11 protein-coding genes are annotated in these 15,535 nt (G+C 54.1%); 8 read left to right on the top strand and 3 right to left on the bottom strand.

Going from position 1 to position 15,535, the window contains the following annotated elements; genetic code table 11:
* Positions 1-76 precede the first annotated feature (76 nt).
* The 7 genes from VH413_07240 (at position 77) to rpe (ending at position 9,160) form a co-directional block, all read left to right on the top strand.
* On the top strand, positions 77-1,561 hold the full coding sequence (locus VH413_07240; protein ID HEX3798480.1) for a DUF1800 domain-containing protein: 1,485 nt from the start codon (positions 77-79) through the stop codon (positions 1,559-1,561).
* Positions 1,562-1,577: 16 nt separating this feature from the next.
* Positions 1,578-1,796 (top strand): hypothetical protein, encoded by a 219-nt coding sequence (locus VH413_07235; protein HEX3798479.1) that lies wholly within the window; start codon positions 1,578-1,580, stop codon positions 1,794-1,796.
* A gap of 3 nt (positions 1,797-1,799) precedes the next feature.
* Positions 1,800-3,143 carry a DUF1501 domain-containing protein gene (locus VH413_07230; GenBank protein HEX3798478.1) on the top strand — a complete coding sequence of 448 codons (1,344 nt, stop codon included), beginning with the start codon at positions 1,800-1,802 and terminating at the stop codon, positions 3,141-3,143.
* A 162-nt stretch (positions 3,144-3,305) separates the two neighbouring features.
* Positions 3,306-4,673, top strand: a complete 1,368-nt coding sequence (gene tilS / locus VH413_07225) for a tRNA lysidine(34) synthetase TilS (GenBank protein HEX3798477.1) — start codon at positions 3,306-3,308, stop codon at positions 4,671-4,673.
* 54 nt (positions 4,674-4,727) lie between these two features.
* Positions 4,728-6,734 carry an ATP-dependent zinc metalloprotease FtsH gene (gene ftsH, locus VH413_07220; GenBank protein HEX3798476.1) on the top strand — a complete coding sequence of 669 codons (2,007 nt, stop codon included), beginning with the start codon at positions 4,728-4,730 and terminating at the stop codon, positions 6,732-6,734.
* Between the two features lie 181 nt (positions 6,735-6,915).
* Positions 6,916-8,379, top strand: a complete 1,464-nt coding sequence (locus VH413_07215) for a choice-of-anchor tandem repeat GloVer-containing protein (protein ID HEX3798475.1) — start codon at positions 6,916-6,918, stop codon at positions 8,377-8,379.
* A gap of 91 nt (positions 8,380-8,470) precedes the next feature.
* Positions 8,471-9,160 (top strand): ribulose-phosphate 3-epimerase, encoded by a 690-nt coding sequence (gene rpe / locus VH413_07210; GenBank protein ID HEX3798474.1) that lies wholly within the window; start codon positions 8,471-8,473, stop codon positions 9,158-9,160.
* 48 nt (positions 9,161-9,208) lie between these two features.
* Here the strand turns inward: rpe and gcvP are convergent, their stop codons facing one another.
* Positions 9,209-12,121 (bottom strand): aminomethyl-transferring glycine dehydrogenase, encoded by a 2,913-nt coding sequence (gene gcvP / locus VH413_07205; GenBank protein HEX3798473.1) that lies wholly within the window; start codon positions 12,119-12,121, stop codon positions 9,209-9,211.
* Positions 12,122-12,497: 376 nt separating this feature from the next.
* Here gcvP and VH413_07200 point away from each other — a divergent pair, with 376 nt between their 5' ends.
* Entirely contained in the window at positions 12,498-13,916 is a 1,419-nt protein-coding gene (locus VH413_07200) for a class II fumarate hydratase (GenBank protein HEX3798472.1), read from the top strand.
* Positions 13,917-14,027: 111 nt separating this feature from the next.
* Here the strand turns inward: VH413_07200 and VH413_07195 are convergent, their stop codons facing one another.
* Both VH413_07195 and VH413_07190 read right to left on the bottom strand, forming a co-directional pair.
* A complete protein-coding gene (locus VH413_07195) occupies positions 14,028-14,498 on the bottom strand; it encodes a BON domain-containing protein (protein HEX3798471.1) in 471 nt (156 codons plus the stop codon).
* A gap of 169 nt (positions 14,499-14,667) precedes the next feature.
* Positions 14,668-15,384, bottom strand: coding sequence for a lipoate--protein ligase family protein (locus VH413_07190; protein ID HEX3798470.1), 717 nt, complete (start codon positions 15,382-15,384; stop codon positions 14,668-14,670).
* Between the last annotated feature and the right edge of the window lie 151 nt (positions 15,385-15,535).

Below are 15,535 nucleotides of genomic sequence, written 5' to 3'. Positions count from 1 at the left end.
TCACGTGCGATGAGCGTAACCGGAACATTCGGACTAGGTGAAACCTTTTTCCAAGGGTTTACGTCTATCCTTTTGTATGTTGAAGGCTTTGCCAGGGAAACAATGGGATTACGAGATGGCGGCGCACCTGCTGAACCGCGCCGGGTTCGGCGGCACACCGGCGGAGATTGAGCGCCTCGCCAAACTTGGCCACGATGGCGCGGTGGCTCATCTCGTGGATTTCGAAAAAGTGCCCGATTACGGAGTTAATCCTGATTGGGCCAAGCCAGACCCGGAGCGTGCCGAACGCCTGCGCAAAGCCCGCGAGGCCGATCCCGAAGTGCGCCGGCAAATGCAGCAGGAAGAGCAGAAGATGGATCGCCAGCGCACGGTGGAGTTGCGTTATTGGTGGCTGGAACGGATGGCTTACGGTTCGCGGCCGTTGCAGGAAAAGATGACCCTTTTCTGGCACGGCCATTTCGCCACGAGCATCGAAAAGGTTCGCGACCCCTATTTGATGTGGCGGCAGAACGATTTATTTCGCCAGCAGGGAACCGGCTATTGGTATGACTTGTTGCTCGCCGTCGCCAAGGACCCCGCGATGCTCGTCTGGCTCGACCAGGCACAAAGCCGCAAGGAACATCCCAACGAAAATTTTGCGCGCGAAGTGATGGAATTGTTCACGCTGGGCGAAGGGCATTATACCGAACACGACGTGACCGAATCGGCGCGCGCCCTGACCGGTTGGACTTACAACCGGCTCGACCAGGAGTTCGACGAACGCCCCCGTCTGCACGATTACGGCACGAAAAGTTTTCTCGGCCAAACGGGAAGTTTCACCGGCGAAGATATTCTGCGCATCATCGTCGAGCAACCGCAGGCGAGCCGGTTCATCACCGCGAAGCTTTGGAACTTTTTTGCCGGCGAACCACCCTCCGAGGAAATCAACGCCTCGCTCGCGGAAATTTTTCGCAACTCGGGAAATCAATTCAAGCCAGTGCTCAAGGCGATGTTTCGTTGCGAAGCCTTCTATTCGCCTTCTGTCGTGCGCAACCAGGTCAAGAGCCCGGTGCAATGGCTCGTCGGCAGTGTGCGCATGCTGGAACGTCCTCTGCCGGGACCATTCATTTGCGCCGGCCTCACGAAAAATCTCGGTCAGGATTTGTTCGCGCCGCCAAATGTCAAAGGCTGGGACGGCGGCCTCAGTTGGATTACGACCAACAATCTGCTGGCACGTTACAACGAAGCGGCAATTCTCGTGCAAGGCGATATGAATATGCTACGCACCACCCTCGCCGGAGTTTTCCCCGGCTCCATCGCCGCATCCAACATGGCGCAAAATCGCCGGCCCAATTTTCGCCTCGAACAAGTGGATGTGGAGCGGATTCTGGCGCCTGAAGAACGCACCGACAAAAGCAAACTGGTGGCCGCATTGGAAAAGCGTTTATTGCAAAGCAAACTCTCAAAAAAACAGGAGGCGACCTTGCGCGATTATTTGGATTCGCAAACCGCCCTCAACGATGAAGCAATCTTAAATGCCGTGCGTCTGATGATGAGCACGCCGGAGTATCAACTGGCGTGACATGGCAAAAACTTTTATGAAAGACACAAGTCTCTTGTCGGAAACAAAGATCATGCAGGCCACGCGCGCCACCAATGCCGCGCTGCGCAAAACGCTTCGCGGCGGCGCCCACGCCATCGTGAAACAATTCAAGCAGCGCCAGCTTCTGCCGGTGGTGGGCATGCCCGAGGGGAAAGATTGGTCGTCGAATGTGCCGCCGGACGGATTGGACCTGGGAAGTTTTTACCGCCTTTAATTTATGAAAACCGATGCCATTTTGCGAACGCGCCGCGATTTTTTGCGCTCCACGATTCTCGGCGGCGCGTTCGCTTACACCGCGCCCGCCTTTCTCGCGAACACTTTTTCCGCGCTCGAAGCCGAGGCCGCGAATTCCGCCACGCAAGCCGTGACCGGGCGCGACGGCACCATTCTGGTCGTGTTGCAAATGGCCGGTGGCAACGATGGCATCAATACAGTTGTGCCGTTCGCCGATGATAATTATCACCGCGCGCGCCCGCACCTTGGGCTCGCCGCGAACGACGTGCTCAAGCTCACGGATTCCGTCGGCTTGCATCCCAGCCTCACGGGCTTCAAGGGACTTTACGACAGCGGCAATCTGGCGGTGATCCAGGGCATTGGTTATCCAAATCCGAACCGTTCGCATTTTCGTTCGACGGAAATTTGGCAGACCGCGAGCGACTCGGCGGAATTTGAGCGTTACGGCTGGTTGGGACGTTACTTCGACAATGCCTGCGCCGGTTGCGATCCAACCGTGGGCATTAATATCGGTCGCCAGATGCCGCAAGCTTTTGCCGCGAAAAATCCGATGGGTGTGAGCCTCGAAAATCCCCAAGGCTATCGCTTCATCAGCAACGAAAAGGGCGCGAGCAATGGCGAACAATCCTATCGCAAATTAAACGAACTCGACGACCCCGCGATGATGGAAAGCAGTTCGGGCGCTGAAAGCAATTCCGGCGATACCATCGGCGCAATCCACGGCCCGACGCCGCATACCGGCTCCGCCTTGGACTTTCTCGAACGCACCGCGATGGACGCGCAACTTAGCTCCGACAAAATCCGCGCGATCAGCGCGAAGATTGATAACAAGGGAAACTATCCGCAATCGCAACTCGCTAATTCGCTGAAGCTCGTTGCGCGATTGATCGGCGGCGGATTGCCCACGCGGGTGTTCTATGTTTCGCAAGGCGGCTACGACACGCACACGAACCAACTCCCCGCGCAACAGCGGTTGTTGAAAGACTTGGGTGACTCCCTCAAGGCTTTTACCGACGACATGAAAGCGCAGGGCAACATGTCGCGCGTGGTGGTTATGACGTTCAGCGAATTTGGGCGTCGCGTGGCCGAAAACGCGAATGGCGGCACCGACCACGGAGCCGCCGCGCCAATGTTCATTGTGGGTGAAAAGGTCAAGGCGGGCTTGCTCGGCAAATACCCGAGTCTCGCGCCAGGTGATCTGTTCGAGGGCGACATTAAATACAACGTGGATTTCCGTTCCGTATATGCCGGGTTGCTGGAAAGCTGGCTGAAGACGCCAAGCGCACCGATTCTAGGACGCCAATTTACGCCGCTGATTTGCACGTAACGAAGTGCGGTTTTCACGCCTACGCTCTCGCGCTTCAAAATCTTTTTCCAATCCGTGTTTTGCCCGTGTTCCATCCGTGGCAAAACCATCAGTATATACTGAGTATATATCTTGATGGTTGCGACTCGCTTCTCCGCGCTTTAGCATCCCTTCGTGGGTAATTTGCTAAAATCAGTCGAACGAGCCATCGCGGCGAAAAAATTATTTGTCCGTGGTGAAGAAATTTTAGTGGCAGTTTCTGGAGGATTGGATTCCATGGTTTTGCTGCATGTCCTGGCGCGCCTTGCGCTTGCGCAAAAATGGAAACTGGCCGTCGCGCATTTCAATCACCAACTCCGTGGTCGCAGCAGTGATGCCGATGAAAAACTGGTCAGGAACACGGCGAAAAAATTAAAGTTCCCCTTTGTCGCCGAGCGCGGCAATGTAAAAAAATGGGCGCGCGAAAAAAAACTTTCGCTGGAAATGGCGGCGCGGGAATTGCGGCACGATTTTCTTGCGCGATCGGCGGCAGATTTAAAGTTTAAAAAAATCGCGCTCGCCCATCACGCGGACGATCAGGTGGAACTTTTCTTCGTGCGGTTGTTGCGCGGCGCGGGCGGCGACGGCATGGCGGGAATGAAATGGCTCTCGCCATCGTCGAAGGACAAAAATATTTTTCTCGCCCGGCCATTGCTGGATTTACCCAAAGCTACGCTTGCAGCTTACGCGAAGGAGCAGCGGATCGCGTTTCGCGAGGACGCGACGAATGCGCAAATCGAAATCCAGCGCAACCACCTCCGCCACGAGTTGTTGCCCTGGCTTGCGAAAGAATTTCAACCCGCCTTGTCACGGGTAATTTTGCGGCAGATGGAAATCGTCGGCGCGGAAGCCGAGTTCGTGACGGACGCGGCGCGCGCCTGGTTAAAAGCCACGCGGCGAAGGGCTTTCTCAAAACTTCCACCCGCTTTGCAGCGGCGAAGCGTCCAACTGCAACTCATTGAATTAGGCCTGACTGCAAATTTCGATTTGATCGAGCAGTTGCGCGAGCGCGCGAACGGGCCCGTGACCATCAGCCCAAAAGTTGCTGTGTCCCGAGAACCTTCCGGCAACATCCAAGTCAAACAGTTTAAACCTCAGACCTTTGTTCACGAGGAAACCAAGGTGCGACTGCGAGGTAAAGCTGGAAAGATTGCCTTCAAAAACATCGTGGTTAATTGGGTTGCAACTCCTTCTCTGTTAGGTCCTTTCCGCCTGCCAAAAAAAGAGGTAAATGCCGAACATTTTGATGCCGATAAAGTAGGGATTGATATTACACTTCGACATTGGCAACCGGGCGACCGTTTTCAGCCGATCGGCATGGCGTCGCCCGTCAAGTTGCAGGATTTATTCATCAATGGAAAGTTCCCTCGTGCGGAGAGACATCGCGTGCTCGTCGGTGTCACCACGGCCGGCGTGTTGTTTTGGGTGGAAGGGCTTCGGCTGGCAGAAGGATTCAAGCTCGACAAAAACACGAGGAACCAGTTGATTTGGCGGTGGAAAAGGTTATGCTAACTGAGGGTCAGCCGGGAATCGGCATAAGAATTTCAAAAAATTTAAATTAATAAAATGTCAGACGATAATAGAAACACGGACGATGATCGCCGGAAAAATGGCGATTTCAAAATGCCCTCGCGTAATTGGATTGTTTGGATCCTGATCCTCTGCTGTGTCCTTTTGGTCGTGCTTCTGCACAATCAATACGATACCCAGGGCGACCTCATTACCCAGGCCAAATTCAACGAACTCAGCACCAACAACCTGATCGCCAATGCAACGATAAAGTTCAACCCGCAATCCATGTTCAAGGACGTGACGGGCAATTATTACAAGGATCCCAAGCACGAGGTCAAAAATCCTTTTCGCGCAAAGATTTACCTGACGGACAAGCAGTTGAGCGCATTGCTCTCGAAGGAAAATTTCGATTCGCAGGAACCGCCGACAATGCTGTTGAATCTGTTGTGGAGCGTCGGACCCCTGATTTTCATCGGTGCCCTAATCTGGTTTTTCTTCATTCGCCAGATCAAGATGGCTGGCAAAGGCGCATTGAGCTTCGGCAAAAGCAAGGCGCGCATGCTGGCCAAGGAAAAGAACAAAACGACTTTCAAGGACGTTGCGGGCGTCGAGGAAGCCAAGGAAGAAGTGTCTGAATTGGTGGAATTTCTCAAAGACCCGAAGAAGTTTCAAAAGCTCGGCGGACGCATCCCCAAAGGCGTGCTGATGGTTGGCGCGCCCGGCACTGGCAAAACCCTTTTGGCGAAAGCCATCGCCGGCGAAGCGGATGCCGCGTTCTTCAGCATCAGCGGTTCGGATTTCGTGGAAATGTTCGTCGGCGTGGGCGCAAGCCGCGTGCGCGATATGTTCGAGCAAGCCCGCAAAAATACGCCCTGCCTGATTTTCATTGATGAAATTGACGCCGTGGGTCGCAGCCGCGGTCATGGCCTTGGCGGCGGCAACGACGAACGCGAACAGACGTTGAACGCGTTGCTCGTCGAGATGGACGGTTTCGATACTCAGGAAGGCATCATCATCATCGCGGCCACGAACCGCCCTGACGTGCTCGACCCAGCGTTGTTGCGCCCCGGACGTTTCGATCGCCAGATCACGGTGAACTTGCCCGACGTGCGCGGTCGTGAAGCCATCCTCAAAGTCCACGCGAAGAATGTGAAGCTCGATCCGACGGCGGACCTGGCCATCATCGCTCGTGGCACACCGGGCTATTCCGGCGCGGAGTTGGCGAACCTTTTGAACGAAGCGGCGTTGCTCGCGGCCCGTACTGGCCGCAAAGCGGTCGGCATGCTTGAACTGGAAGAGGCCCGCGACAAAGTGCGCTGGGGCCGTGAACGCCGCAGCATGGCCATGACCGATGAAGATAAAAAATTCACCGCGTGGCACGAAGCTGGCCACGCCTTGATCAACGTCGTTTTGACCCACACCCATCCGCTGCACAAGGTAACCATCATTCCTCGTGGCCAGGCGCTGGGCTCGACCATGTATTTGCCGAAGGACGATATTTTGAACCGCCGCCGCAAAGAGATGCTCGACATCATCGCCGTGACGATGGCGGGCCGCATCGCCGAAGAAATTGTTTCCGATGATATTTCCTCCGGCGCGATGGGCGACATCCAGCAAGCCACGCAAATGGCGCGCGCGATGGTCACCCAATGGGGCATGAGCGAGAAGCTCGGCATGATCCAATACGGCGACAGCAGCGAATACGTTTTCCTTGGACGCGAAATGTCCCGCAGCAAGGATTACAGCGAACAAACCGCGCAGGAGATTGACACCGAGGTCAAGCGCATCATTGATAACGGTTACAAAGTCGCGACCGACATCATCAATGCGAATCGCGATAAGCTTGAACTGATCGCCAATGCCTTGCTCGAATACGAAACGCTGGAAGGTTCGCAAGTCGAAGAAATCGTGCGCACCGGCAAATTCACGCCGCCGCCGCCCACTCCCAAAGTGGACCCACCCTCCGGCGCGCAAGCTGCGACACCTTTGCCCGAACCGCCGCTCAAGCCCCTTCCGCCGCATTTGCCCGGCTTGGGCACTCCCGCGCCAGCAACGGCATAATCAAAAGGGGAAAATCAAATTGCAACGGCGCTTTATAAGCGCCGTTTTTTGGCTGCACATCGCCGTTCAGCTTAATAAAGCCAAATTGAATTCGGGCATAAACCATGACGAGAATTCTGAACTTTACATCTTCAAGTTAATCAAGTAGCAAAAGTCATTTTCCAGGCCCAAAACATCGTCTATGAAACTCAATACTAAAGGTTCGTTGACGGCGTATTTGTTGATCGTTGGGATTTGCTTGCTATTGGCAGACTGGGTAAGAGCGCAGGTATTTACCACTTTGTATAATTTTCAAGGCGGTACAAATGCTGGACAGCCTTATAGCGGTTTAATTTTTTCAGATAACCGGCTTTACGGAGCGACAACTTTTGGTGGCCTGCAGGAAGCAACTCTTGGGACAATTTTCTCCGTTAATGTGGACGGTTCCGGATTTACGAATATCCATAGTTTTACGCCGTTGGCCTCTGTCGATACCAACGCCCTATTTACAAACAGCGATGGCATCGGTCCGTACGCTGCATTAGTTTTGTCTGGCAAGACTCTTTTTGGTAGTACTATATACGGCGGATCTGGTGACACGGGTGTTCTTTTCAGAGTGAACACTGACGGGTCGGAATTTACGAATCTGCACAATTTTCCATCAATTCCATCTACAGGCTCTTTTAGTTCCAACACGAATACCGACGGAGCCCGGCCGATCGGCGGGTTAACTTTAGTTGGAAACATCCTCTATGGGGTCACGGAAATGGGTGGAGGTTATGGTTATGGCACTGTATTCGCCATTAATACTGACGGGTCGAACTTTACAAACCTATATAATTTCACTGGTTTGACCGATGGCGGCCAGCCTATGAATGGATTAGTTATATCTGGCGTTACGCTTTACGGTACAACATTTACGGGAGGAAACACTCGGAAGGACGGTATCGTATTTGCGATAAATACGGATGGATCTGGGTTCACGAATTTACATAGCTTTGGCAGTACCAGTACGGATGGAATAATTCCTCTAGGGCGGTTAATATCATTAAACAACCGTCTTTATGGAGTTACAAGCTCAGGCGGAAGCGCAAATGATGGAACTATATTCGCGCTTAATATTGACGGATCGGATTACACGAATCTGCACAATTTTGCGGCAACGATGAACGCGACCAATTACGAAGGCGACGGGCCTAAAGGATTGATTCTATCAGGCAATACATTTTATGGCATAGCAGGCGGGGGCGGAAATACCGGAAATGGCACAATTTTCGTGTTCAATCTTGTAGGAGGAGGAATTTCAAATCTGCATAACTTCTCGGCAGTTTTAAATCTTACCAATAGCGGTGGCAGCACGCCACTTGGGGGGCTGACTTTCTCAAACAATATTTTGTACGGGACGGCCCAGCGCGGCGGCACTATCGGACAGGGCACAGTATTCAGCCTTTCATTCGCAACACAACTTAGCATTAGTGCTTCCAGTTCCGAAGCCGTATTGGCTTGGCCCGCCAACATGGCTGGATATACTTTACAATCCTCCACAAATCTCGGAAAAGCGGCAAACTGGATTACGGTATCTCCTGCTCCGGTTCAAAATGAAGGCCGATTTATTGTAACCAATTCTGTTTCCAGTCCAAGAATGTATTACCGTTTAAGCCAATAATTACTGGTGCGCCAGTTTAATAAAATTGAAGTGCTGTCATTTAATCTTGGGAGATTGACTATTAATGGCGCAATCGTCTAGCCTCTGGTCAATGATTATTGCGCCCTCTCTTCTGGCTGCAAATTTTGGCCGTTTCGCGAGTGAAACGGCCCGCATCGAAAAGGCCGGCGCCGACTGGCTGCACCTCGACGTGATGGACGGCCACTTCGTCCCGAACCTTTCCTTCGGCCCGCAAGTCGTCAAAACGATTCGTCCTTTCGCCAAAACTTTTTTTGATGTCCACCTGATGTGCTCCAAGCCGGAAATTTTGCTTGAGCCGTTCCATCAAGCCGGCGCCAATCAGATCAATATCCACGTCGAACTCGGCGAACACCAGGTTACGCCGCTGCTTTGGAAAATCAAATCCCTCGGCATCAAGGTCGGGCTCGCCATCAACCCGCCCACCGCCATCGGAACCGTGCAACCATATCTCGATAAGATAGACGCTTTGCTCATCATGACCGTCAACCCCGGATTCGGCGGCCAGGAATTCATCCACGAAACCTTGCCGAAAATGCAGCAAGCCTACGCGTGGCGCCGTGAAAAAAATCTGAGCTATCGCATCGGCGTGGACGGCGGGATTAATTTCATCACCGCCGCTGAATGTGCCCGTGTCGGCGCGGATACCTTCATCAGCGGAACCGGTGTCTTTGGCCAAAAGAGTCTCAAAGTCGCCATCAACAAAATGCGCAAAATCGCCACGACTTCCGCGCCTGCGGACAGCCCTTGGATTAAACGCTAAAACCCGCGGCCGGCGGTCAGCAAAACCCTCGCCTAAATCAGCGCGACCTCAGACCGCGTAATTTTCCATCCCCTCACACGAACACACCAGATTCCGGTCGCCGTAAACATTATCAATGCGCCCGACTGAAGGCCAAAATTTCTGTTCATGCAGCCACTTCGCGGGATAACCCGCCTGCTCGCGTGAGTAAGGTCGGTTCCATTGGTCGCTCGCGAGCACATCCGCTGTGTGCGGCGCATTCTTGAGCAAATTATTTTTGCTGTCCGCCTTGCCGGATTCGATCGCCACAATCTCCGCGTGGATGCCGATCATCGCCTCGCAAAAACGATCCAGTTCACCCTTCGCTTCGCTCTCCGTCGGCTCGACCATCATCGTGCCCGGCACGGGAAAAGAAATCGTCGGCGCGTGAAAGCCATAATCCATCAGCCGCTTCGCGACATCCTCCACCGTCACACTCTTGAAATGCCGCAAATCCAAAATGCACTCGTGCGCCACCAAACCGCCGTAGCCTTTGTAGAGCACCGGGAAATACGAATCCAATTTCTTCGCGATATAATTCGCATTGAGGATCGCCACCTTCGTCGCCTCGGTCAAACCCGCCGCGCCCATCGCCGCGATATAGACCCATGAAATCGGCAGGATGCTCGCACTGCCCCACGGCGCCGCCGAAATCGCACCGATGGGATTTTCCCCGCCCAGGTTGACCACCGCATGCCCCGGCAAAAACGGCACCAAATGTTCCGCCACACCGATCGGTCCCATGCCCGGGCCGCCGCCGCCGTGCGGAATGCAAAACGTCTTGTGCAAATTCAAATGGCAAACATCTGCGCCAATGTCCGCCGGCCGGCAAAGCCCCACCTGCGCATTCATGTTCGCGCCGTCCATATAAACCTGCCCGCCATGCGCGTGAACGATCTCGCAAATCTCCTTTATCGTTTCCTCAAAGACGCCATGCGTCGAAGGATACGTCACCATCAACGCCGCCAGATTATCCTTATGCGCCTCCGCCTTCGCCTTCAAGTCGGCCACGTTGATATTTCCATACCCGTCACACGCCACCGCCACGACTTCCATGCCCGCCATCACCGCGCTCGCGGGATTGGTTCCGTGCGCCGACTGCGGGATCAGGCAAATGTTTCGATGCGTATCGCCGCGATCCAAATGATATTCGCGAATGACCAGCAGCCCAGCATATTCGCCCTGCGAACCCGCATTCGGTTGCAGCGAAACCCCGGCAAATCCCGTGATCTCCGACAACCAATCTTCAAGCTGTTGAAAAAGCGTTTGATAACCGTGCGTTTGCTTGAGCGGCGCAAATGGATGCAACTGCCCGAACTCCGGCCACGACACGGGAAACATTTCGACGGTTGCATTCAGCTTCATCGTGCAGGAACCTAGCGGAATCATCGAATGCGTCAGCGAAAGGTCGCGCGATTCCAACCGCCGCAAATACCGCAACATCTCCGTCTCGCTGTGATGCCGATTGAACACCGCATTCTTCAAATACTCGCTCGTCCGCGCAAAATCCTCCGGATATTCCGCCGTTACTTGCGAAACTAATTCCGCCGGTGTGAACGCCGCCGCCCGCCCGCCATTAAATACGCTCCACAAATCGGCGATGTCTTTCGCCGTCGTTGTTTCGTCCAGCGAAATACCCACGCTGTTCGCACCGATAACCCGTAAATTAATCTTCTGCGCCTCGGCGAGCTTCACAATTTCACTCGCGGTCTTCTTTCCCAAATCAATGCGGATCGTGTCGAAGCACATCGGCATCGGAATTTCATATCCGAGCTTTGAAAGCCCCTGCGCCAAAACCTCGGTCATCAAATGCACGCGTTGTGCAATCCGCTTGATGCCTTCCGCTCCATGATAAACCGCATAAAGCGACGCCATGTTCGCGAGCAGCGCCTGGGCCGTGCATATATTACTCGTCGCTTTTTCGCGGCGGATATGTTGCTCGCGCGTTTGCAGCGAGAGCCGCAGGGCAGGGCGGCCACGCGAATCTTTCGATACACCCACGATGCGTCCCGGCATCTGCCGTTTATAAGCATCGCGCGTCGCAAAATACGCGGCATGCGGGCCGCCGAAACCCAGCGGCACGCCAAACCGTTGTGCGCTGCCGATGGCGATGTCTGCGCCAAATTCCCCCGGAGGACGCAATATCGCGAGGCTCAACAAATCCGCCGCCACCGCCACCAGCGCCCCTACTGCGTGCGCCTGTTTCACCAATTCCGAATAATCGTAAATATTGCCGTAAGTTGCCGGATACTGTACCAGCACGCCAAAAACTTTATCGGAAAATTGAAACGAGCGGTGATCCCCAACTTGCACTTCGATGCCCAGCGGCTTCGCACGCGTCTTGACTACGTCAATCGTCTGTGGATGGCATTCTTCCGACACGAGAAAAATATTCCGATCCTCGGCGAACGCATGGCAAAGATGCAAGGCCTCCGCCGCCGCCGTCGCTTCGTCGAGCAGCGAAGCATTCGCGATGTCCAGGCCCGTCAGGTCGGCGATCATCGTCTGGAAATTCAGCAGTGCCTCCAAACGCCCTTGTGCAATTTCTGCCTGATAAGGCGTGTATTGCGTGTACCAACCGGGATTCTCCAAAACATTGCGCTGAATCACCGGCGGGGTAATGCAATTATAATATCCCATGCCGATGAACGAACGAAAAACCTGATTCTGGCTCGCGATGGTTTTCAAATCGGCGAGAACCTGCTGCTCACCACGCGCGGCGGGAAGATTAAGCGGATTGGACAAGCGAATCTGCTTCGGCACGACTGCCTCGATAAGTTCATCGAGCTTGCCGAAGCCGAGCGTTTTCAGCATCTGCGCAGTTTCATCCGCGTCCGGGCCGATATGGCGCCGGGCGAAGGTATCAAGCGGCGCAAGCAAATCGGCCGCCGCATTTGTTTTCACATTCGGCTGCGCCGCAACAGATATGTCCGTATCTAACATCCGAAGAAAATACGGTTCAATTCCGCCAAAGCAAGTGAGATTTGATAAACGCTTGGCACAGTTAAAAAATTGCGCACACTCATCCGCTCCAAGCCCCTTTAGCCGATCTTTCCCGTCCGACTCGGCAATTACGCGATACGCATTCGTGCCCCCGTCGCGTGGTAAGGCGGCCCTGCCGCGCCGCCGCAGTCCCGCAGGGACGGCAGATCTTAGCCCAGCAATTTATTGCTGGGTTTGCGTCCATTACAAACCAAGTCCCGCAGGGACGAAAGAATCAATCATCTGAAACCAAATCTCTCGCACTCGCCCCGCACTTTTCATTAACCACCAATTTTTTATTGGGCAAATTTCCGGGAACCGTTACAAATTGCGCACGATGAATCAAAATTTTAGAACGGAAGCGGACTCGATGGGCGAAATGCAGGTTCCTTCCGATGCCTATTACGGCGCCCAAACCGCCCGCGCCGTTGAAAATTTTCCCATCTCCAATCTCCGTTTCTCGCGCCAATTCATCAAGGCGCTCGGCCTCATCAAAAAACACGCCGCCGCCACGAATGCTGGCCTGGGTTATGTTCCCGCTAAAATCGCCGATGCCGTCCAGCGCGCCGCGCAGGAAGTCGTTGAAGGCAAGTGGGACCATCAATTCGTCGTGGACATTTTCCAGACCGGTTCCGGCACCTCGACGAACATGAACACCAACGAGGTCATCGCCAATCGCGCCATTGAAATCCTCGGTGGCAAACGCGGCGATAAATCCGTCCACCCCAACGACCACGTCAACTGCGGCCAATCCAGCAACGACGTCATCCCCACCGCCATACATCTCGCGACCCTCGATGCCATCGTCCACCAACTCATTCCCGCGATGACTGAGTTGCACGCCGCGCTCGACGCCAAGGCGAAATCCTTCGACAACATTTTGAAAATCGGACGCACGCATTTGCAGGACGCCACGCCAATTCGTCTTGGCCAGGAATTCAGCGGTTACGCCAGCCAGGTCGAACACGGCATCGAACGCGTGAAACGGCTCGAGGGAAATCTTGGCGAACTCGCGCTCGGCGGCACCGCCGTCGGCACCGGCATCAACACGCACATAGATTTCTCGCGCAAAACCATCGAGGGCATCTCCCACGAAACCGGCCTGAAACTGCGCGAGGCCAAAAATCATTTTGAAGCGCAAGCATCTCGCGATACCGCCGTCGAAGCCAGCGGCGCGCTCAAGACGGTTGCCGTTGCTTACATCAAAATCGCCAATGACATCCGCTTGCTCGGCTCCGGCCCGCGTTGCGGCATCGGCGAATTAAAACTTCCCGCCACGCAACCGGGCTCCTCCATCATGCCCGGCAAAGTAAATCCTGTGATGTGCGAAATGCTCATTCAGGTCGGCGCGCAAGTCATTGGCAACGACGCCGCTATCGCATTCGGCGGAGCCTTCGGAAATTTTGAGTTGAACGTAATGCTCCCCGTCATTGCGCATAATCTTTTGCAAGCCGTGGAGATTCTAGCCAGCGGCAGCCGCGTTTTCGCGCGCCGCTGCATCACCGGCCTCGAAGCCGACATCGCGAAGTGCGAAGGCAACATCGAAAACAGCCTCGCCATGTGCACCTCACTCGCCCCCGTCATCGGCTACGACAAAGCCGCCAAGATCGCCAAAGTCGCCTACGAATCCGGCAAAACCATCCGCCAAGTCGCATTGGAAATTTCCGGATTGGATAAAGCGAAACTCGATCAACTCCTCGACGCCCGCAGCCAAACCGAGCCCGGCACCGGCGCCGGCGGCAGCGCAGGCGGTTAAATAGAGGAGGGAATTTTATCGGCGCACCAACGGAAAGCATAGAGAATCTGTTTTATAATTCTTTTCGGTTCTCCGCGCCTCCGCGTCTCCGCGGTTAAACATCGGCCTTGCTCAACTCTTAACCTGCAACGTCGAAACCACTTCCTTCACCCCGTCCGTGTTCAACGCCAATTGAATCGCTTTGCGGATATTTTCCACCGAAGAAGCCGTGCCGGACAATTCCACATGCCCATCCGTCGTGTTCACGGAAATGCTGATCGCCGAAAGGTCGGGATCGCGGAGATATTTCGCTTTGATTTCAGTGGTGATTTTCGCATCGGCAGCCGCATCCGCAATCGCCGAGCCCGCTTCGTGCGCCTTGCGGCGGACCACTTTGCCGGTGCGCGACAATTCATCCTTGATATCATCCGGGCTTAAATTAGCGTCGTAAAGCTTGTCCTTTACGAAGTCCTTGGTGTTAGTTGCCGCACTCTTGATTTCCTCTTTGGCGCGTTCCGCATGAGAGTTTTTGTCGCTATAAAACCAAATCACCGCGACCAAAATGACGATCCCCACGAATAATCCGACAATGAAATTTTTCATAAATGGATATTGGTTAGCCCTATAATTTCAGCCTAGCGCAGACCGACCGAATGTCAAACCGGGCAGGGAGACTCTTTTCCTATTGGATCGCGGGTCTGCGACCCGCAGCAACACAAGACAAGATTGCCGCATTCGACTTAACCCAAAATCTGCAAAAAAATTTCCTCCTCTAAAATTTTAAATTCCATTCATCGGTGGCATACTTTTTTGCCAGTTCCGAAACCCCGTTCATCGGCAAAGTATCCAATTTCTCATCCGCACCCCAAACCTCCCGCATCGCCTCTCTCACCGTCTCTGTCCGCAAATTCAAATTCATCAAAAACTCCGAATGCTTCCTCGCCTGCCGATACCCCGGCTCCTTCGACGGCATCTTCAAAAATTTCTCGATCAACGCCAAATCAAAATTCAACAAAAACGTCCCGTGAAAAATCAGGAAGTGCTTCTTCCGCCGTTGCGCGTTCCCGGAAAATTTCAATCCCCCAATCGCCAAATCCGTGTGTCCCTCAATCCGCACCGGTTTGCCAGCCAGCGACTGAATCGCCGCCTGATTTCGTTGCATCACAAAGTTATTAGTCGCGGTGATACCGTGAGTAGGCCCGTCTTCTTTGATTTCCAGAATCAGCGAGTAGTTCAAACACCCCGGCCCTTGCAACACCGTCCCGCCACCCGAGCAGCGGCGCAAAATCGGAACTCCATGCGCGCGGCACACTTCGAGATTCGCCTCGCGGGCCGCATGATTCGCATAGCCAATAACCACAAAGTATTGCGGCGATTCCCAGAAGCGCAGCGTGTCGCCGCCTCTGCCGGTTTCGCACGCCTCCAGCAGCGCTTCGTCCGCGGCGAGATTCTCGGCGGGTGTCGCGAAGCTCAAATCAATATATTTCATTGTTTTAACACGCCGCTAATATATTGTTTCGCGCCGGTGCCGATGAGTATATTATCTAATCTAGCAATATCGCGATGGATTATGTATATTGTGTCCGCGATTCCGCAACGGTGAATCGCGAATTTGAATCCGGCAAAGAAAAAAGTGAATT

The organism is Verrucomicrobiia bacterium (assembly GCA_036268055.1).
Taxonomy (GTDB): domain Bacteria; phylum Verrucomicrobiota; class Verrucomicrobiia; order Limisphaerales; family Pedosphaeraceae; genus DATAUW01.
Note: the sequence above shows the minus strand (reverse complement) of the source record. Positions and strands in the feature narration are given on the sequence as shown.

What these genes read in the sequence shown, in the direction of transcription:
- VH413_07195 (HEX3798471.1), bottom strand. Translation starts at nt 14,498, where the DNA reads ATGAAAAATTTCATTGTCGGATTATTCGTGGGGATCGTCATTTTGGTC.
- VH413_07215 (HEX3798475.1), top strand. Translation starts at nt 6,916, where the DNA reads ATGAAACTCAATACTAAAGGTTCGTTGACGGCGTATTTGTTGATCGTT.
- VH413_07230 (HEX3798478.1), top strand. Translation starts at nt 1,800, where the DNA reads ATGAAAACCGATGCCATTTTGCGAACGCGCCGCGATTTTTTGCGCTCC.
- rpe (HEX3798474.1), top strand. Translation starts at nt 8,471, where the DNA reads ATGATTATTGCGCCCTCTCTTCTGGCTGCAAATTTTGGCCGTTTCGCG.
- VH413_07200 (HEX3798472.1), top strand. Translation starts at nt 12,498, where the DNA reads ATGAATCAAAATTTTAGAACGGAAGCGGACTCGATGGGCGAAATGCAG.
- VH413_07235 (HEX3798479.1), top strand. Translation starts at nt 1,578, where the DNA reads ATGAAAGACACAAGTCTCTTGTCGGAAACAAAGATCATGCAGGCCACG.
- VH413_07240 (HEX3798480.1), top strand. Translation starts at nt 77, where the DNA reads ATGTTGAAGGCTTTGCCAGGGAAACAATGGGATTACGAGATGGCGGCG.
- VH413_07190 (HEX3798470.1), bottom strand. Translation starts at nt 15,384, where the DNA reads ATGAAATATATTGATTTGAGCTTCGCGACACCCGCCGAGAATCTCGCC.
- gcvP (HEX3798473.1), bottom strand. Translation starts at nt 12,121, where the DNA reads ATGTTAGATACGGACATATCTGTTGCGGCGCAGCCGAATGTGAAAACA.
- ftsH (HEX3798476.1), top strand. Translation starts at nt 4,728, where the DNA reads ATGTCAGACGATAATAGAAACACGGACGATGATCGCCGGAAAAATGGC.